This window comes from Psychrobacter sp. TAE2020, from assembly GCF_018919485.1.
Taxonomy (GTDB): Bacteria; Pseudomonadota; Gammaproteobacteria; order Pseudomonadales; family Moraxellaceae; genus Psychrobacter.
On record NZ_JAHLMU010000002.1, the window covers coordinates 1 to 19,657 of the forward strand.

The following is a 19,657-nucleotide window of genomic DNA, read 5'->3' on the forward strand; positions in this document are numbered from 1 at the left end:
ATTAGATATTTTACAAATACCAATGATAGATAAAAATATAGTAATTAGCAGTTGTTATAGATTAATTTTTTGTTTATATTACATAGGCTTAATTGATTTATCTTTAATGAGTTAATTTGATAAATACTTTTAGCTATTTATCATTTTATTTATTCGTTTTTTGATATATATAGTTTATTGCTTATTATTTATTGCCAATTAATTACCATCCAGCTAACAGCCATTATTCTATAACCGAGACAATTATGACTAATAACACTACTATTAATTTAGAAAGTTTAAACGTAGCTGAGCTACGCGCTATCACTGAAAGCGCGCAGCAACTTATCACTCAAAAACAACATCAACGTTTGCATGATGCTTATGTTCAATTTGAAAAAATAGCCAAAGACAACGGCTGTAGCATAGAAGAGATTTTGAAGGCTGGTGAAAGCCTAGAGAAAAAACGTAGCATTAAATACCGCAATACTGAAAATAACAATGACACTTGGACAGGCCGTGGTCGTAAGCCAACTTGGTTGATCGAAGCGCTAGCAGCAGGTAAAAACCTAGAAAGTTTTACTGTATAAATTTTGCTCGTTAATGGGTTTGTAGAGTGCTAGTAATAAACAGTATCAGTAAGATCTGTGGTTATTAATGTAGATCCACTTCACTTATAGCTGTTAACTAGCGTTAGCATCATTATTCTAATCAACTACTCAATAACCACTACTCATTAATAGTGATTGGTGAGCAGTGATTACTAGTTCTCAATAGTTATAAATATTGATTACAAATACTGAGTTTAAATACTTAATCATTACCTGTTAACTAAGCGAATACTGTTTAAGTAGCTACAGTCTTACTAAATGAAAAATCAGTAAGCGCTAAAATCTCAAGCATTCCATAAAGCCAGTATCTTTTATTGTGACTAATCGCAGTAAAAGATACTGGCTTTTTAGCTGTCATTTTTAGGCAATTGTTTGTTATGATAATGTGGTTTTGAAATAATAAAAGAGTACCTTATCTGTGCCACAAGCCTCTATTCCATCTAATAAGCATCCCCGTAGAGTATGGTGGTTAATCGGACTGCTAGTATTTGCGTTGTCTGCTACATTACAGATGCCAGCAGCATGGGTAGTAGAAAAGTACGCGCCAGAGTCGCCTTATATACAACATGTGTCTGGTAAATTATGGCAAGGCTCAGCTATTTGGCAATCGCCAGCATCAGAAGTAGCCCTGACTGGGGCTGTGCAATGGACATAGCACCATTGCAGAATACTCCTAGCTCTGTAGCTGATAATAGTAGCTTGTTTGCTATATTTGCTGAGCCTAATTCAGCGGTAGTGGCGGCACAGCCACCACCAAATGTAATGCTAAAAGGCGTGCTATTAGCGATACCTGAGCGTTTGTCTTCAGCGCTACTGGAGGTTAATGGTAAAGTGAAAAACTATCGTATCGGTGAGAGCTTGCAAGACAGTGGTTATACTTTAGTGGTAGTCGATTGGAATGCGGTGGTTATTGCAGATGGAGCTGGTAAACAGTCCGTTATTAACATAGTTGATGCAATGCCATTAGATCAGAGAGATTTAGCCGCTAATGCTATAAGAAATAGGCGTTCATCTAATACATTCAATAACGATTCTATAAATTCTACATGGCCACAACCTACAGATATAGCTAACGCTAATAGCAATGCTAATAACGCGGCTAATAATACTCACAACAATGCTAATAGTAGTAATCCAACTTCAGCTATCGATGGAGCCGTAAGTGGGCTGCAACAAAATCCTGCCAACTATTTAAGTAGTGTGGGGCTAATGGCCTCTAGTGAAGGCTACCAAATGACGACAGCTACGCCTTCAGCCCTACGTAATCGCTTGGGGCTAGAGCCTGGAGATCGATTGATGTCGGTAAATGGTCAAAAGGTCGGTAATAATCCTAGTCAAGATGCCAACATATTGCAACAAGCACAAAAATCTGGTGAAGCGCAAATTGAGGTGAAACGTGGTGAACAAGTGATCACTATTCGACAACCTTTCTAAATGGGTTGGCTTAAAATCGTCACCTTTATTTATAGTTAGTAGAAATATGTCACTCTAGAAGCGTATAGAAGTATCTGTAGTGAATCATATTTTGATAGCGTTTTAGCTTATATTCTTTGGCACTTAATAAGTAACGTCACAATGGGTAATTATCACCATGGTAAGTTTACATAAGTTTGTGGTAACCTCTTTACGCAATGCTGTACAGCGTTGTTTATATATAGGTCGTCCATTATGTTTGGCATTACCACTATGGGCAGCTATGTGCGGACTTGCTAGCGCTGAGAGCTGGAAGGTTAACTTGCAAGATGCAGACATCAAAGCTTTTATTAATGAAGTAGCTACTATCACTAATCAGAATTTTGTGCTGGATCCGCGTATCAACGGTAATGTGACGGTTATCTCTAATCGTGCGCTGTCTCGTGATGAGATTTATCAGCTGTTCTTAAGTGTGATGCAAGTGAATGGAATTGCGGCGATTAATTCGGGCACTACTATTAAGCTAGTACCCGATAGTGTGGCTAAGCAAACTGGTATTGCTGTTGATCTGCGAGGTAATACTGTCGGTGAAGCCTTAGCAACGCGAGTGATTTACTTGACTAATACTCAAGCCGCCGAAGTGCTAGGGGTAATCAGACCTTTGATGCCGCAATCAGCACACGCCGCTGCTGTGCCAAGCGTTAATGCGCTAGTGCTATCAGATCGTGCTGACAGTCTTAATCAATTAACAGCACTAATCCGCGATTTAGATAGCAAGGTCAATGACAGTCTGCGGGTTATTCCTCTACGCCATGTCGATGCTGAGCGGATGATGGATCTCATCAGTGCGCTAGTGACTAGTGCAGGTGGTGGGCAACCACAAGGCAGTGACCAGCTAAAAGTTATCGCTGATGCTTCAAGCGACAGGCTGCTAGTAAAAGGTAGCCCTGAGATGATTGCCAAAGTGCAGGAGATGGTCAATCAGTTAGACACTACGCCTACGCGACGCTTGAGTGGTTTGCGCGTATTTCGACTCAAATACGCTAGTGCCAATCATATAGCGCAGATGCTACGTGGCTTACTTGCCAATCAGTCGATTAATAGTGCAGGGGCGACTTCAACTTTGGAGTCAGCATCCCTGACTGATACTAGTGCTACTGGCGCCACCCTTAATACAGCTGCAGCAGTGCCCAGTGGCAATAGTATCAATAATATTAGCAGTAGTAACAGTGGCAATTTATCGGCTTCTACCGGTGGTTCAGCAGTAGGTATAGGGGGTCGACCCTTTAGTATTATCGCTGATGAAACCCAAAACGCAGTTATTGTTAATGCCGCTCCTGAGCTGATGTTTGAGATCGAAGATGCTGTCAATCAGCTCGATAATCGCCGTGCCCAATTATTGATTCAAGCTGCTATCGTTGAAGTTTCAGGCGATGATGCCACTCAACTTGGCGTTCAATGGGCGCTAGGTAATGCTAGTAGTGGTTATGGCGTGGTGAACTTTAACAACGTTGGGGCTAGTGCCGCTTCACTCGCAGCAGCTGCTTTGTCTAAAGGCACCGGTATCAGTGCCGCTGCTGGCTCTATTGCTGGCGCGCTACTTGGTGTTGGTAGCAGTCGAAAAGATAGCAAAGGTAACACCGAGTTTTATGGGGCTATCTTGCAAGCGTTAGATTTATCAACTAGTGCCAACCTATTGTCCATGCCCTCAATCTTGACCTTGGATAACGAAAAGGCTAGTATCCTAGTAGGACAAAACGTGCCATTCGTCACTGGCTCTTTTACCACCAGCGGTAACTCATCAACCAATCCATTTCAGACTATTGAGCGCCAAGATATCGGTATCAATCTCAACGTCATTCCTCATATCGGTGATAATGGGACGGTGCGTTTAGAAGTGTCACAAGAAGTCTTCTCTCGAGCGGTTTGATTACTAATAAAAGCTTGATCAATACTACTATTTTGGCTGATGACCAACAGACTATTGCACTAGGCGGCTTGATGCGTGATAACAGCACTAGTAACCAGCAAAAGGTTCCAGGATTAGGGAATATACCGCTGGTTGGTCGCCTGTTTCGCTCTGATAGTGATAATAAGCAAAAGAGTAATCTAATTATATTCTTACAGCCAACCATCTTACGTGATAGTGGGGCAGTGGCGAGCGTTACTGAGCACAAATTTAACCAAATGCGGGTTTTACAGTTAGTAATAGATAAAAACGGTACTATTAAACAATTACCGCTGAGTGGCACTGTAGGCTGGGATGGGAATATCAGTCAGGATTATGAGCTGATGAATCTTAATCCGCTGATACCTAAACGCGATCAAAGCCCCAAGCCTACGGCTACTAGCCAAGGCTTTACTAGAGTAGATAGTGCCAATTCTGGCATTACCACTTTTCCTTTAAATCCTTAAACTTTTATAAGTTAAAATGTTCAATACGCCCTAATAAAATAGTGATAAGGTTATGAGTAATAACAGCGACAAACACAGCAGTGAAAGCAGCAGTAAAAATAGTAATAATAAGCCGAGCAAAAAAAAGTGGCTAGCCTTAACAGCGGTTGGAGTAGCCTTATTATTGATTCCAAGACGAAGTAGTTATCAACCTGCGCAGCGGCCTAGTGTAGATAACCACAATAATGACTCTCGAAACTAATAACATTGAGTTAAAAGTAAGATATTAACTAGAGTAGCTTTATAAGCTTAAGGTCATTAAATGAGCTTTCACTATAACCGCTTATGGTAGCTGATATGATAAATGCCAAGCGCAACCAGTCAAAAAATATAACATTGTTATGGCTATCGGTAGTATTACTGTTCAGCATCATTAGCTTGATAGGCTGTGATCAGCAGCCAAAATCTATGTTTGAACAACAGGCCGATACTAAGGCTGCCGATGAGATTGTCGTCGCCTCCGATGATCAGAGAGTGCTAATAAAGCCTGACCTTAGCAAAGACCATATCAGTGGCGAAACTAATAAAACGGTTGCTATACAAGTCAATAAGCAACAAGCTATTGCCCATCAGCGCAACTGTGATCCTAACAAAAAACCTTGTCAGTATTTTGAGCTGAATGTGTTGGATTTTGTACCAGAGCAGCCGTGGTTAAGCAGTATTATGTGGAAAACCATAGCCCAAATACTAGCACCAAATACGCCTTTAGCTAGTCAAGACCAAGCCGCTAAGAATACAATCTTAATGTTGCTTAAACAAATAGAATACAGTGAACAAGCCGTTAATACTTCGTCGTTATACCAGCGTATCGATACCGAATTAGTATTGAATCCCGTTGGGACAAGCAATGCTGATGCTGCTATCGAAGCTAGTTCTAAATCTGAACCTATGGCGACGGGCTATCTATTAGTGCGCTCAACTGTGAAGCGTGGCAGTAGTCCGCACCATCTCGACTATGTCATGTTAGATATACAAAAAAAGCTACAGCTCACTATTGAAGATATTTTATTACCGACAGTCAGCACTGATAGCTTGCTATTAGCCTTTCAAGGCGCCAAAGAAGACTGGCTGATCTCACAAGGGGTAGCAAAGGATTCTGTTGATGATTGGTCGTTGCCATTGTCACCGCAATGGTATTTGGATGAGCAGGGCTTACACTTAGTTTATCAATCAACAGAGCTGCTAGAGGTAGATACTGAGGCAGCAGACTTGCTAGTGCCTTATAGCCAATTAACGGCTTTGATCAAGCCTGCTTATATAGTGCAAAAGCACAGTTAAAAAGCACGTTTCAAAAGCCTAACCACTAAAAACGCTTCACAAACAGCTTTAGTTATAGTCAATAGCAACGAGCTAGAAGGGCAACGCTACTAGAGCTATAATCCAATAGTCGTTTAACAGCAGCACTTATTTAGCAGCATAGTCTACTTGTGAATGTCCAACACGCCCTAATAAACAGTTTTTAATTAAAGCCGGAGGCTATCGATGGCGGTTATAAAAACCTCACTTATGGATAATGAGCTCCCCAGCTCAGAGCTATACAGACTGATTGATACGCACACCCATTTTGATGCTCCAGTATTCGATAACGATAGAAATGTGCAAGCCGAGCGCGCTTATCAATTTGGCGTACGGCATTTAGTGCTAGTCGGTTATTTATATCAACACTTTGATAGACTGTACACCACTCAAGACTACTTAAATAAACCAAGCGCTAATCACTATCAGCTGACATCATCGACAAATATTAGTGCCGCCTCTGATCCTATAGTATTATATCCACAAGCGCATATTGCTCTAGGTTTACATCCCTTTTATATTGAGCAGCATACTGAAACTCATCTTGCCAAGATGGCCGATATGCTCGATAAGCAACGACCATTGGCGATTGGTGAGATAGGTTTGGATACTTTTACTGACGCAATGAAAGCACCGGAGAATTTTGCCAAGCAGCAGCAGTTTTTTAATGCTCAACTTGATATGGCAGTTACGCATCAGTTGCCGGTGATGTTACATATTCGTAAGGCGCATGCTGAGGCCTTATCCTTGCTAAAAGCGCACAGCTATAACGCCAAAAATCTTGGCGGCATTGCGCATAGCTTCAGTGGCGGTGAGCAAGAAGCTAAAGCTTTTGTTAAACTGGGTTTTAAGCTTGGGGTCACAGGACAAGTTACTAATCCAAATGCTAAAAAGCTAAGACGTGCTATCCAAGCCGCTGTTGCTGAGTTTGGTATTGAATGCTTAGTCCTAGAAACCGACTGTCCAGACATGACACCGATAGGCTGTCAAACTAAAGCTGGCAATATAGGGTCTTTAGCAGTCAGCTCTTCTCCGCAAGCTCAAAGGGTAGATAAGGAATGGCAAAGAGCAGAGTCTCATAATCGTAATGTCCCTGCCAACTTGCCTTGGGTGTTGAATGCCCTTAGCGAATTATTAGCCGTTGAGCCGCAAGTACTAGCCCAACAATTATGGCAGAACAGTTGTGATGCTCTGCAAACAGATTGGGTTTAGTAATTATTACTAACCAAACAACTAAACCATCAAACAACTTTTACTTATAACAAGAGCTGCTAACCTACTATGAGTCAAAACCAGCCCCAAAAAATTGCTACTGAGGACGTGCAGCAGTATCAGCGCCGTTTTAAAGGCACACAAACCTTATATGGTGACAGCGCCTTTAATATCTTTGCCGCAGCGCATGTTTATGTGATAGGTATCGGTGGTGTTGGTTCTTGGGCAGCTGAAGCTTTAGCTCGTACTGCAGTAGGCAATATTACCCTCATCGATATGGACGTATTGGTCGCCTCTAATGTTAATAGACAACTGCCAGCGTTAGACAGCACTTTTGGACAAAGTAAAATCGCAGCTATGGGCACTCGAATAGAAGAGATTAATCCGCGAGTACAGCTTCATTTGGTAGATGACTTTTTGACTGTTGATAACGTGGCTACTTTATTACCTAGTCGTGATGCAGCAAAACAGGCTACTATAGAGCAACGACCTATTATCATATTAGACTGTGTCGATGATATGAGTGCCAAGCTGGCCATTGCTCTCCACTGTCGCTTTAATAAGCTAAAGCTAGTCTGTGCTGGTGGGGCTGGTGGCAAAACGGACCCTACTAAAATCACGGTTAGTGATCTAAAAGACAGTTATCAAGACCCTTTGCTAGCTCGGTTGCGCTATAAGCTACGCTTTGAAAAAGGCATTAACTCTAGTCTAAAAGAAAAGTTCGGTATTAAGTGTGTTTATTCGACAGAGCCACCAAGAGTAGATAAAGGGGAGCAAGCCGGTGGTTTGCACTGCGGAGGTTACGGCTCTGCTGTCACTATAACTTCAGTCGTAGCGATGATAATGGTTAGTGAGGCGTTAAAGATTTTGGCGAAACCAGTCGCCAACTAATTTGCGTTTAATCACTTTAGGGTAATAAAAACCCCTACAGTTAACAGAACATAAACAACTAACCCTTTCATGCTTTATAGTAATGAGGAACTTCATTTTAAAACCAGTTTATTTTAAATTGGTATTTGCTCAAAATGTATTAGCAAAACAGTCAGACTATTAAACCCCCTGTTTTACATGGATTGACGGAGACATTTTTGGCTACTCTAAATTACCCAATAGCAGTGGATGAAAAGCATCGCATAGCAAAGCTGCGTCAATACCAAGTGCTCAATAATGATAATGAGCCCGCTTTTACTCGTCTGACGGAATTGGTAAAGTTATTTTTTGACTTTCCGATAGTGACTATTACTTTTATGGATGAGGAAACTCAATACTTAAGGGCAGTTCACGGTTTAGGTAGTATTTGTACTACCACTCGTGAGGTCGCGATTTGCAACTATACGGTGTTGTCCAATGATGTGTTTGTAGTCGCCGATTTAGCCGATGATGAACGTTTTTCTGACAACCCGATAGTTACAGGATCACCATTTTTACGTTTTTATGCAGGGGCTCCAATCATCTTGTATGAAGACAATACTAGCTATCGTTTGGGATCGCTATGTCTTATTGATACTGTGCCACACTATAATTTTACTGCGAAAGAAGAAAAGCAGCTAGCGCAGTTTGCAGAGATGGCTTCCGATGCCTTACAGTTGCAACAAAAGCAACACCAAGCTAAGCGTGCTAATAGAATGAAATCAGAGTTCTTGGCCAATATGAGCCATGAAATTCGTACGCCAATGAATGGTATCATCGGGATGGTTGAGATGCTCAACGATACTGTACTCAGTAGTGAACAACAAGACTATGTTGACAATATTGACATCTCTACTGAGCATCTATTAGCGGTGATTAATGGTATTTTAGATTTATCAAAAGTCGAATCGGGCAAGATGACTATTGAAGCTGTACCAATGAATTTATCAACAGTCTGTCAGGATGTTATCAATCTATTCGCCGTCAAAGCCCGTCAGCGGCGTTTAACTTTGGATTATCATTATACTGAACAGCTGTCGCCGTATATAAAAGGCGATCCAGTACGTCTAAAACAGATTTTGACTAACCTAGTCAATAATGCCATCAAGTTCACTCGTGAAGGTGGGCGAGTGAGTATTAACGTGACTCATGCTCCTGTGCCTTACTACCAGCCGGATACTATCGAAGATGTTGCTAATAATTTAGTCAGTAATAGTTCAATTACTAATCCTGCAGTCACTAAAAGTGATACTGACAATAGTAGTAGCAATCCCATGTCTGACTCTGAGGAGATGACGTTATGTATCGATGTCACGGACACTGGAGTAGGGATCAAGCCGGAATCATTAGATGCGATATTTGATGCCTATAATCAGGCAGATAAGTCGACACATCGTCTCTATGGTGGCACCGGTTTAGGACTATCTATCTGTAAGTCTTTAGTGAATTTAATGGGTGGTCATATCTGGGTCAGCAGTGAGGTCGGGGTAGGGACTACTTTTCGAGTGTTGCTGCCACTACCGACACTTGAGCAACAAGAGTATCTAGCATGGCAAAAAACTAAAGGTGCGGCGTTTAAGTCAGTGCCTGAGCTAGTCGGACACATACTGTTAGTTGAGGATGACAATGTCAATGCAATCATTGCCAAAAAAGCTCTAGTAGATAATGGTCATACGGTCACTCATGTCACTGATGGTCAAAAGGCTATAGAAAAATTTTCTGAATGTCCTGAGCTTTATGAAGTGATCTTAATGGATCATCACATGCCTATAATGGATGGGTTACAAGCTACTGTTATACTGCATGAGTTGTATGATGCTAGCGCATTGCCGCCTATTGTTGCCCTTACTGCCAATGCGATGGATGGTGAGCGCGAAAAATATATACAAGCAGGTATGCAGGATTATTTTACTAAGCCCTTTAAAAAAGATCAGCTCAATGATTTAGTACAGTATTGGCTTATGCATGGCAAAATTGCCAAAAAATAAACCAGTTAAGCTGAGTGGTAATACTAGCGCTGGCAGGTTTGCTTAGCAGTAGCTGACATCTCAGCGTTTAACACTTAACAGCGATAGCTAGTACTATTATAGCTAGTAGGGTAGACAGTCGATTAAGCTACTTTAATTTGCATAAAAAAGGCTCAACAATAAATAATATTGTTGAGCCTTTTTTTATGGTTATAGGTTTTATCTATTATAGTGATAATAGTAACAACAGAGCTAGAAGCACTATTATCAAGCAAATCAGCTGACGCGAGTCTGATAATCACTAGTACGAGTATCGACACGTACTACTTCACCTTGTTGCACAAATAAAGGTACTCGTACTACCGCACCAGTTTCTAATATTGCCGGTTTGCCACCACCACCTGAAGTATCACCGCGAACACCAGGATCAGTTTCGGTGATTTTTAGCTCGACGAAGTTTGGTGGAGTTATAGACAGTGGCACGCCATTAAATAAAGTAATAACACATAAGTCATTACCGTCTTCTCTTAGCCATTGTACTGAGTCACCCATTGCATTTTTATCTGCTTGTAGCTGCTCAAAGCTCTCTGGATGCATGAAATGCCAAAATTCACCATCGTTGTATAGATAGTTCATCTCAGTATCTACGACATCAGCGGCCTCTAAGCTATCACCTGATTTAAAAGTTTGTTCTAGAACTTTGCCACTACGCAAATTACGTAGTTTGACACGGTTAAATGCTTGGCCTTTACCAGGTTTGACAAACTCATTTTCCATAATGGCACAAGGGTTGCCATCGAGCATTACTTTTAGACCTGCTTTAAACTCATTGGTAGAAAAACTTGCCACAAGAGACTCCTAACGGTTGTTAATAAGTATAGTTGTTAATAGCCATAACCGTTACGGCGTGTTGAACACTCGTTGCCAGTGCTACGGTCGAATGTTCAACACGCCCTAATGATAAGCGCCAATAATCAAAGACTAAAAGGAAATTAATAGTATTTCAATTAGTATTAAATACTGGTGATCCGCTTCATTTGCCGGGTATGTTTTGATAGAGCGCTGATGAACAGCGTATAATGTCGATTTTAGAGCATGTATTAGGCTGTCATGATAAACCATTTAATCACACAAAAAAACTGGCAAACGCAATTATCCGATGCTATTACCTCAGTGGATGAGTTGTTAAGTATTTTGCAGCTACAATCATTGCGATCACAAGTCTATATTCCTAACTATTTTGAGCTGCGCGTACCCCGTGCTTTTGTAGCAAAAATGGTGGTTGGCGATGCTAATGATCCGCTGCTAAAGCAAGTATTGCCCGATAAGCAAGAGCAAGAAGTAGTGCCTGGATACGTCGCTGACCCTCTAGGAGAAAATAGCCAAAATCCCACTAAAGGCTTGCTACATAAATATCAGTCGCGAGTGCTACTAACTATTACTGGTGCTTGCGCTATTCACTGTCGTTACTGTTTTCGACAGCATTTTGACTACAGCGCCAATATGCCAACGGCTGATGCACAAGCTGATATCATAGCCTATATTACTGCTAATCCGCAGATTAACGAGGTTATCTTAAGTGGTGGTGATCCACTAAGTGTTTCTAATCGGCGCCTATTTGCTTGGCTAGATATCTTAGAGGGCATAGATCAGCTGACTACTATTCGGTTACATACTCGTTTGCCGATAGTCATTCCTGCACGTTTGGATAACGATCTGTTAGATAGGTTGTCGCAGAGCCGCTGCACTATCGTCATGGTGATTCATTGTAATCATGCTAATGAGATTGATACGCTAACCGCCGACGCTCTACAGCGAGCACGTAGAGCTGGTATTACGATGCTTAATCAAGCGGTATTACTCAAGGGTATCAATGACAGCACAGCTACGCAAGTAGCTCTTAGTCAGCGCTTATTTGACGCAGGAGTGTTGCCATACTACTTACATGTATTGGATAAGGTAAGTGGCGCCGCCCATTTTGATCATGACGAGCAAGTGGCTGTAGAGCTGTACTGGTCTTTATTAACGGTGTTACCTGGCTATCTAGTGCCCAAATTAGTAAGAGAACTGACCAATAGACCTTTTAAGGTGCCAGTTGACATTTACAAACATCGCTAAATATCACACTATAATTAGCAAGGTATCTACTGTTGCAAGTGCTGTTATTTCTACTGTTATAGTGTTAAATATAAGATATTGTAGGCTAAAATAATAGGGTTATAAGATTTGTATTAGGGGCTAAATGACTGTGACATACAGCATTTTCACAGTCATTACTTACTACTTTTGCTGGCTTATTTAGCTAAGTTTGATAGCAATAAAGCAGCTTATTATTAATCCTATTATCGATATCGATCTAGTGGCCTAGTGAGATGAGCTCTATCGTCTGTATTTAGCAGCCTTTGTGATAACCTTATCCAAATTTTAACAATATCTAACTATTCAATTACCTCAACCTATAACGGTTGATCAAGACTCAAATTAGAAACAGCAGCAACTGCTAAAATGGTTAGCGAATTTATCGACCCAGACCGACCTAGACTGAAGCTGAGCCAGTCAAGCAATTAGAAAAAGCCTTGATTGAGCTTGCTATAACTAACTTAGACCATTAGTTACGCCGATAACTTCTTAGGATAGTCGTCAAGGGGTTAGAGCACTTAGTTACCTCCTCGCATAAGCATTATATCTATGCTGCACAGCTGTCTCGCCATAATACCCAGCCAGTAAACAACATTTAACTGATATCTAACTGATATCTAAATAATGACTATTTCAGTAGACACTTTATATACTGCAGATATTTTAAATAGTACCGATCTATCATCATATTTTTGAATGTTAAAAGTGCTAAACGTAGCGCTCAATGACTTAACAAAAATCACTAACAATAATGTTTGATGATAGCAAATAATAAAGTTGATGCCGTTGACACAATTGATTGCTGTTTATAGCTTACTACAATAATCAAAAGGCTTATGATGCAAAAGGATACTACTTTAAATTTGCTAGTGATAGACGACGACCAATTGTATGCTGAGCGCTTAGTTAAGCTATTGTCTGCCTATTATACTGACATCAACTTAGGACTTTTAGATGATAGACAAAAGCTACTAAAATCATTGCGCCAACAGTGGGATGTGCTGATATTTGGCAAAGCTTACGATTTAGTATTCACGGATGTAGTCGATATTGTGCAAAAGAAGAATATTGATTTACCGCTACTTTGTCTAATGAGTGATGACATAGCCAATACCAGTCGTAATGAAGAAGGGCTGCCAGCGGTGCTCGATAGCACTATGATCAAAGCGCTAGTAGCAGATAAAGAGTCCGCAATTATTATCGCCATTCGGCTGCAACATGATCATTTGATGACTCGTCGACAGCTCAACAAACTCAATAATTTACTTGCGCAAGCAGAACAGCGCGCTAACATTTTGATTAAAAACTCTAAAAGTGCAGTGGCTTATATCGATCAAGGCGTTCATATCTTTGCCAATGATGCTTATTTGCAATTATTCGGTTTTGAGTCAGTTGCAGAGATAATTGGTATTCCGGTTATTGATCTGATCGCTAATGGTAATAATGTACAAGCGTTTAAACAGTTTTTACGCCAGTTTGACAGAGATAATCGCGAGCAAGTTGAGTTTAGATTTAAAAGTCGACATGCTGATGGTAGCCATTTTGAGGCCCAATTGCAGCTGGCAATGGCCAGTTTAGATGCTGAGCCAATGACTCAAATTATCATTCAACAAAATAACAGTAGTAGTGCTGAAATTACTAAACGTTTAGTAGAAGCACAGCGTCATGATAGTTTAACGGGTCTTAGCAATCGTCTGGCTTTTGAAGAGCATTTTGACATCTTATATAAACAAGTATTAGCAGGCAAGATGAACGCAGGATTGTTTTTTATTGGACTCGATAATATTGGCAAAATAAGCTTAAGTTTAGGGCTACAAGGGATAGATATCACTATCCAAAAAGTAGCAGACAGGCTAAATGAGCTAGTAACAGACAGTTATATCAGTCGTTTCAATGATACTTCATTTGCTATATTAGTAGAGAAGGTCACTACTCAAGAATTACAGGACTTGGCGGAACGTATCCGTCTGCATATCAGTGAGATGCTGATTGAAATAGGCCAACGTACTACTAATACTACTGCTAGCATTGCTGTCATGGCTATTGAAAAAAACGCTCCTAAACCGCAACTGCTCCTTGAGCGCGCACTCGAAGTCATTAATCATATTAGGATTGAGTCTGTCAATCAAGGTAATGCTTATCATCTCTATAATCCGATGGAACATGCTGATAGTGATGATAGTGCATTAGCTGAAACCTTGATGAAGGCCCTAACTCAGGATCGTTTTGAGTTAATGTTTCAGCCTATTTATGACATTAATGACGACTGTAGCGACTTCTTTGAAGTATATCTACGTTTGCCATTGGCCGATGCGCAAAACACTATCTTAATGCCTGATGACTTTATGACGGTAGCCAAAAAGCACAATCTACGTGAGAAGATAGACCGCTGGGTGCTAATAAATGCCTGTAAACAGCTTAATGCAGTGCGTAAATCGCATCCTCAATCAAGTATCTTAGTACCGTTGACCAGCGCCTCGTTAGTTGATAAAAATCTAATGAAGGTTGCCAGTCAACTTATAAAAGCAGTTGGTGGGACATCAGGATCATTAACTATACAGTTCGATGAGTGCGATGTTGCTAACCATTTGACTATAGCAAAAACCCAATTTGCTGCTTTGAATCAAGTCAGCTGTCAAGTAGCTATTCAGCATTTTGGTATCTCTGCTAAATCACTCGAAATTTCTCAACTAGTAAAACCCAATTTAGTACGCTTAGCAAAGAGCTATGTAGATGGTATCGATGATAGTGATAATCTACAGACAGTCAAGTCGCTAATCACCCAGGCTAATAACTTCAATGTCGATGTACTAATGCCTTATATCGAAGATGCCGCTACGATGTCGATAGCTTGGAGTATAGGCGCACGCTATCTGCAGGGCTACTATCTAGAAGAGGCAAGTAACACTATTAATGCGATGTAGCATATCAGCTACCGCCAATAGCTAGTAAGTTATAGATCAGCTCAAGCTAAGCGATTAAATAGGGTGGTTTAAATACTATTGTTTATAGCTATTCTGTTAGCTATAACCCTAAATATATTGTATCAACTCACTACTATTAAATACTGCCATCCAATAGCATGATTGAACTATACTGTTAAATCATATCGTCAAATAATTAAGTAGAAATCACCATTAACTCTATAATTAAACGCAGTCTCGCAATGGATGTAAGGATATTAAGCCCTATTATTGTCGCTATGATGTTACTCAGTGGCTGTGAAAAAACACCGCCTGATTATCGTCCGCAACTCAACTTGCCCGTTTATACTGAAGGTAATGCTGATAATGGGGCCCTTATTTTTGAAGAAGCTTGTGGTCAATGCCATCAACTTACCCCTGGTCTTAATAAGAAAGGCCCACAATTAATGAATATTTATGGTGCCTCAGCTGCACAATTGACTGATTATGAGTACAGTAAAGGCTTAGCAGCATCCGGTTGGATATGGGATGCAAAAACTCTTGACCCTTATATTGCAGATGCTGAAAAAGTCGTCTCAGATTCAAAAATGTTAGCTGATCCTGTACCGGATGCTAGCGAACGTGCTGACATTATTGCCTATTTATCTACCCTTAGTGCACCTGTTCCAGCTCTTGACGCTGATGGCTTTCCAATAGCTGATGCTGCTGCACAAAAAGTCAATGATAGCGATAAACAAGTTAGGCCGTTGCGTGATGAATCTATTGAGATACCGGCAGGGAATGTCAACAAGCCAGCAGCAGATTTTCAATAGCAAACTTTCAATAGCAACTCTTGGCTACACCGCCAGTCATCAGCAAGTAGCGCAACTATTGAATCCGCTGACTCAAGGGGTTTTTGACAAGCCACAAGTTACTAAGCTGATATTGAGCTGTATCTTAGCCGGTGGGCCTATTTTACTCGACTATTTAGTATTAGTATTAGTATTAGGCTTGTCTTTAATTGATGGTTGACTGATTAGCTTTTATAGGACTTCTGCTCATCTCTCAGGCCTACAACTGTAGCTGCTTGAGGTAACGGTAGTACAAACTGGCGAACAGCAGCATAACAAAGCTATTAATACTGATTTTAGGACAGCTGCTGATACTGATAAGAGTCATAAAATCGCTCAACGCCAACTAGTAATACCCAACTTACAGCATGAGAAAATCATTGGTTTATTTATCATGACTAGCATTCGCGATCAGTTGCAATTACCTCATCTACCGATCAAAATGGTCTATCCTCTAAGTTTGATGTGTGCTTAGTCATATCTCTACTTTGCAGCTAATGTTTGGATATATTTTGAAACCCTTAACTCAAAATAATATCTTAAACCTATTCCTATTAAAAATTATCATTATTCACTGTTATAACGACTAGGATGACTTATGAGCTACGAACATATTGCCCGCCAGTCTTTAGGTTTTTTTCCCACACCTTTGATCGAACTGAGTAAGTTAAGTGCTCGCTTGGACGGTCCTAAAATCTATATGAAGCGCGATGATAATACGGGACTGGCACTAGGGGGCAATAAAACTAGAAAGCTGGAGTTTATCCTCGGTGAGGCGCTTGCTCAAGGTGCGGACACTATCATCACTGCTGGGGCCGCGCAGTCTAATCACTGTCGTCAGACTGCGGCGGCAGCGGCAAGCTTAGGGCTTGAGTGTCATCTAGTATTAGGTGGAGAAGAGCCTAAGCACCCACAAGGCAATCTGCTACTAGATAAAATATTTGGCTGTCATATCCATTGGTCAGGTAACCACCGCAAAGGGGAGGATATTCCTAACCTTGTGCAGCAATTAATACAGCAAGGCCGAAAACCCTACGTTGCTCCTTATGGCGGTTCAAACGAGCTAGGTGCCTTAGGGTTTGTAGAAGCTTTTAGAGAGTTAGAGGCACAATGTCAAAATCTAGATTTATCATTTACTCACATTATCTTTGCTTCAAGTTCAGGTGGAACGCAAGCTGGCTTGATGCTGGGCAGTAAAATATTTAACTCAGCCTGTCAAATAGTGGGTATAAATATCGACAAAGGGGAAACCGACAAAGTACCTTTTGACCAGTATATCGTAGCTCTCGCTAACCGTACTGCCGAACTGATAGATGCTGATTACAAGTTCTCAGCTTCTGACTTAATACTGAACTCTGATTATGTCGGCGAAGGCTATGGGGTAGTAGGAGCAGTAGAAAATGAAGCCATCGGCATCACTGCCCAGATGGAAGGCATACTATTAGATCCAGTTTATACTGGTAGAGCTATGAGTGGCTTATTGGATATGATCCGTACAGGCAAGCTTAAAAAGACCGACAAGGTATTGTTTTGGCATACTGGCGGTGCTCCAGCGTTGTTTGCTTATAGTAATGATCTAGAGATTTCTAAATAGCGTCAACGGCCTATATGTATGGATATTAATCCCCAATATAGTGCTCAAATGCTGCTTTTATCTCAATGGGTCTGAATTGATAGTCGCTTATACGAATTGGTAGGGTTAAGCCTGTAAATAAGGTTATTCTTGTTTCCTTTGATCTATTTTTTGTTGATTGCGATTTTTAATTTCATTGATAGCAGCACTAAGTTGTTCATTAGTTTGATCTACTTCCAACTTCATGGCGCTATGCTGCTTATTAGTTTTTATTACAGCATTCGATGAGGGGACATCCATAGCAAGTAGACCTGCCTCATTTTTCAGCGCCAACAAATACTCGTCATCTACCACAACGTTAGCATCGACTGGTATAAGCTGCTTAGTTTCTAAGGATTGCGTTTTATTGTTAGGCTTCGCAGCAGTAGTGTTTTTCACAGTCTCAGCTGACTTCAACTCCAGCTCATTTTTTGCTTTGGTCGCAGAGAGTTTATTTTGTATAGTTATCGGCGTGATTTTTTCGGCAGCCGTTACAGATTCAGTTGGCTCACTATTTAAATCGAGTGCAACCTTAGGCTTATCAGAGTTAGAGGTATCCGTTTGAGTTTGGATTGCAGGGTAGTCGCTAGTCAAATCAATAGCCGTAGACGACTTTGAGGTATTATCTTTATTGGCTGTATTTTGACTAATATCATCCTTACCACTAAAGCTTATATATAAGATATAAAATATGCCTACATGTAGAAGTATGGCAAGCATTAGAGTAGGTAGCCATTTTTCACGAAAATTAATCATTGCAAAAACTCACCTCTTTCCTATTATAAAAGTCTCATTTTATAAAGGTCTCGTTAATCGATGTTTAATCAAATCTTGATCCTTACTTATTTCTATTACTGAATACTAAGTTTATGACCGCCTTTGCTATCAAGCTATTATTTTTAGCGCTTTTAACTAAGCTATCTTATAAAGCCTAGTATTTTTTTAAATACTAAACTTCAGTATACTTTATTAACGACTATTTTTATACTTCAAATCTGCTAGGCGTAATTGGATTGTGACTAGCCAGCTCCTCTATCTTGTCAAGGTCGCTCGACCAAAGTTCCTCAATCAACATGATTATTCACACCTTGATATCCAACTGCTACACCTTGTTATAAGGAAGATATTTTTTAAATCATTTAAAGCTAATTAAAATATAGTTAGTACCTGCGTGTGCAAAAACAGCCTTTATGTGATGGTCACCTTGTGTCAAAACCTCATTGCTGAGTACTACTTACTTTATATTAAGTAAAGGATTGATAAGAAATTTATGTGTCTATGATCAAAGCTTTGATTCAGTACTTTATTTTTCAGCTCAGTGCTTTTATCCTTATTATGATCAATAGGTTTCATCTAATAGTTTTTTTGTTGATTACCTTTTTTAGCTTCTATAGTCACAGCTCTAAGTAGATTATTTTTTTCTTTATTTCATAAATTTCAAATACTATTACCTATTTAGCTGGGCTTAAATTTTTCATGTTACTACATCTGTCCTGGGAAGCTCTATGTTGTTGCTAGTGCTTTCTGAATAGTCATAACTCTGAAGAACAGACCTGGTTTCCATAAGTTATTTGCTATTTAGTACTTCCTCATTTTCTTGGAAAAGTTTCTTTAAAGAGATAGGGGGTTACGTAGCTTAAAAAACCTAAGTAATTGTTTTTATTATAAATTAACTAAAAATATTTCTAGTATTAAAAGCTTTTTATCTTTTAGTTTAAAACTCTTGAGTTTCACTACTTTAGTAGCTAGTAAGGTTAGAAGATTTCTAATCTCTATTACTAGGGCAAGTATAGGTTAGCATCGCCAGTGCTTATCATTTATATAGTAAAGATGAGTCAATGACGCTAGTTTTTCTACTAGCTTATTATCTGGACTATTCTTATGAAGATTTAAATATAAGATAAAAATGCTTCCATTGATATCGGAGCATAATTTTTGATGCCTGTTAATAAATTTAATCGATACCCTTGCTTTTAAACCTTGTCCGCTATGGCTTAAGTAAAAAAATCCGCTACTCTCTATCTCTGCATAGCACTCTTCTCTGCTCACCGAAGCTTGAGATTTCTCTATAACAAAATCTTTATTTATTATTCTAAATTTCAAATCTTACATACCTCCTGATAGTTTTTACTCACTGTTATTTGTATGCTCCCTCTTTAGCATTTTATAGCTAACGCTTGTGATCTTCAGAACATAGTAGGAACAGTTATTGTTTTTATTATTTCGTATCACTGAGGATTTGATTGATCTTTTATAAAACAAATGTTGATTAATGTTTTACCTTTTATCTGATTGTTGCGCCTTTTATCAG

The 19,657-nt window shown here is 39.9% G+C and carries 17 protein-coding genes; 15 read left to right on the forward strand and 2 right to left on the reverse strand.

The features are described from left to right. Positions 1–245: 245 nt before the first annotated feature. The 10 genes from KPY62_RS13210 to KPY62_RS13250 all read left to right on the forward strand — a co-directional run bounded on the left by KPY62_RS13210 (position 246) and on the right by KPY62_RS13250 (position 9,862). Positions 246–569, forward strand: a complete 324-nt coding sequence (locus KPY62_RS13210; protein WP_216583414.1) for an H-NS family nucleoid-associated regulatory protein — start codon at positions 246–248, stop codon at positions 567–569. 439 nt (positions 570–1,008) lie between these two features. Next, the gene (locus KPY62_RS13215) at positions 1,009–1,245 is read left to right on the forward strand and encodes a hypothetical protein (protein WP_216583415.1); all 237 of its coding nucleotides are present in this window, start codon (positions 1,009–1,011) and stop codon (positions 1,243–1,245) included. Continuing rightward, the gene (locus KPY62_RS13220) at positions 1,236–2,024 is read left to right on the forward strand and encodes a type II secretion system protein N (protein WP_216583416.1); all 789 of its coding nucleotides are present in this window, start codon (positions 1,236–1,238) and stop codon (positions 2,022–2,024) included. The genes KPY62_RS13215 and KPY62_RS13220 overlap by 10 nt, the downstream gene beginning before the upstream one ends. A 157-nt stretch (positions 2,025–2,181) precedes the next feature. Further along, on the forward strand, positions 2,182–3,933 hold the full coding sequence (gspD, locus tag KPY62_RS13225) for a type II secretion system secretin GspD (protein ID WP_267459620.1): 1,752 nt from the start codon (positions 2,182–2,184) through the stop codon (positions 3,931–3,933). Beyond that, complete coding sequence (locus KPY62_RS13930) at positions 3,930–4,418, forward strand: type II secretion system protein GspD (RefSeq protein ID WP_267459621.1); 489 nt, start codon at positions 3,930–3,932, stop codon at positions 4,416–4,418. The genes gspD and KPY62_RS13930 overlap by 4 nt, the downstream gene beginning before the upstream one ends. 52 nt (positions 4,419–4,470) lie before the next feature. Continuing rightward, positions 4,471–4,659: a hypothetical protein gene (locus tag KPY62_RS13230; protein ID WP_216583417.1), complete on the forward strand. Its 189-nt coding sequence runs from the start codon at positions 4,471–4,473 to the stop codon at positions 4,657–4,659. A 95-nt stretch (positions 4,660–4,754) separates the two neighbouring features. Beyond that, a complete protein-coding gene (locus tag KPY62_RS13235; protein ID WP_216583418.1) occupies positions 4,755–5,735 on the forward strand; it encodes a hypothetical protein in 981 nt (326 codons plus the stop codon). A 204-nt stretch (positions 5,736–5,939) separates the two neighbouring features. Beyond that, complete coding sequence (locus KPY62_RS13240) at positions 5,940–6,965, forward strand: TatD family hydrolase (RefSeq protein WP_216583419.1); 1,026 nt, start codon at positions 5,940–5,942, stop codon at positions 6,963–6,965. 69 nt (positions 6,966–7,034) lie between these two features. Next, positions 7,035–7,856: a ThiF family adenylyltransferase gene (locus tag KPY62_RS13245; RefSeq protein ID WP_216583420.1), complete on the forward strand. Its 822-nt coding sequence runs from the start codon at positions 7,035–7,037 to the stop codon at positions 7,854–7,856. Positions 7,857–8,053: 197 nt separating this feature from the next. Then, the gene (locus tag KPY62_RS13250) at positions 8,054–9,862 is read left to right on the forward strand and encodes a GAF domain-containing hybrid sensor histidine kinase/response regulator (protein WP_228730785.1); all 1,809 of its coding nucleotides are present in this window, start codon (positions 8,054–8,056) and stop codon (positions 9,860–9,862) included. 255 nt (positions 9,863–10,117) lie between these two features. Here KPY62_RS13250 and efp read toward each other — a convergent pair whose 3' ends face one another. Continuing rightward, a complete protein-coding gene (gene efp, locus KPY62_RS13255) occupies positions 10,118–10,690 on the reverse strand; it encodes an elongation factor P (RefSeq protein WP_216583422.1) in 573 nt (190 codons plus the stop codon). Positions 10,691–10,951: 261 nt separating this feature from the next. On the opposite strand from efp, the gene epmB reads away from it, so the two are divergent. The 5 genes from epmB (at position 10,952) to KPY62_RS13280 (ending at position 17,328) form a co-directional block, all read left to right on the forward strand. Continuing rightward, complete coding sequence (gene epmB / locus KPY62_RS13260) at positions 10,952–11,959, forward strand: EF-P beta-lysylation protein EpmB (RefSeq protein ID WP_216583423.1); 1,008 nt, start codon at positions 10,952–10,954, stop codon at positions 11,957–11,959. A gap of 860 nt (positions 11,960–12,819) precedes the next feature. Further along, positions 12,820–14,904 (forward strand): EAL domain-containing protein, encoded by a 2,085-nt coding sequence (locus tag KPY62_RS13265; protein ID WP_216583424.1) that lies wholly within the window; start codon positions 12,820–12,822, stop codon positions 14,902–14,904. A 242-nt stretch (positions 14,905–15,146) separates the two neighbouring features. Then, the gene (locus KPY62_RS13270) at positions 15,147–15,716 is read left to right on the forward strand and encodes a c-type cytochrome (protein ID WP_216583425.1); all 570 of its coding nucleotides are present in this window, start codon (positions 15,147–15,149) and stop codon (positions 15,714–15,716) included. Beyond that, positions 15,685–15,915 carry a hypothetical protein gene (locus tag KPY62_RS13275; protein ID WP_216583426.1) on the forward strand — a complete coding sequence of 77 codons (231 nt, stop codon included), beginning with the start codon at positions 15,685–15,687 and terminating at the stop codon, positions 15,913–15,915. The genes KPY62_RS13270 and KPY62_RS13275 overlap by 32 nt, the downstream gene beginning before the upstream one ends. 417 nt (positions 15,916–16,332) lie before the next feature. Further along, positions 16,333–17,328 carry a D-cysteine desulfhydrase family protein gene (locus KPY62_RS13280; protein WP_216583427.1) on the forward strand — a complete coding sequence of 332 codons (996 nt, stop codon included), beginning with the start codon at positions 16,333–16,335 and terminating at the stop codon, positions 17,326–17,328. 123 nt (positions 17,329–17,451) lie between these two features. Here the strand turns inward: KPY62_RS13280 and KPY62_RS13285 are convergent, their stop codons facing one another. Continuing rightward, positions 17,452–18,102 (reverse strand): hypothetical protein, encoded by a 651-nt coding sequence (locus KPY62_RS13285; protein WP_216583428.1) that lies wholly within the window; start codon positions 18,100–18,102, stop codon positions 17,452–17,454. Positions 18,103–19,657 lie beyond the last annotated feature (1,555 nt).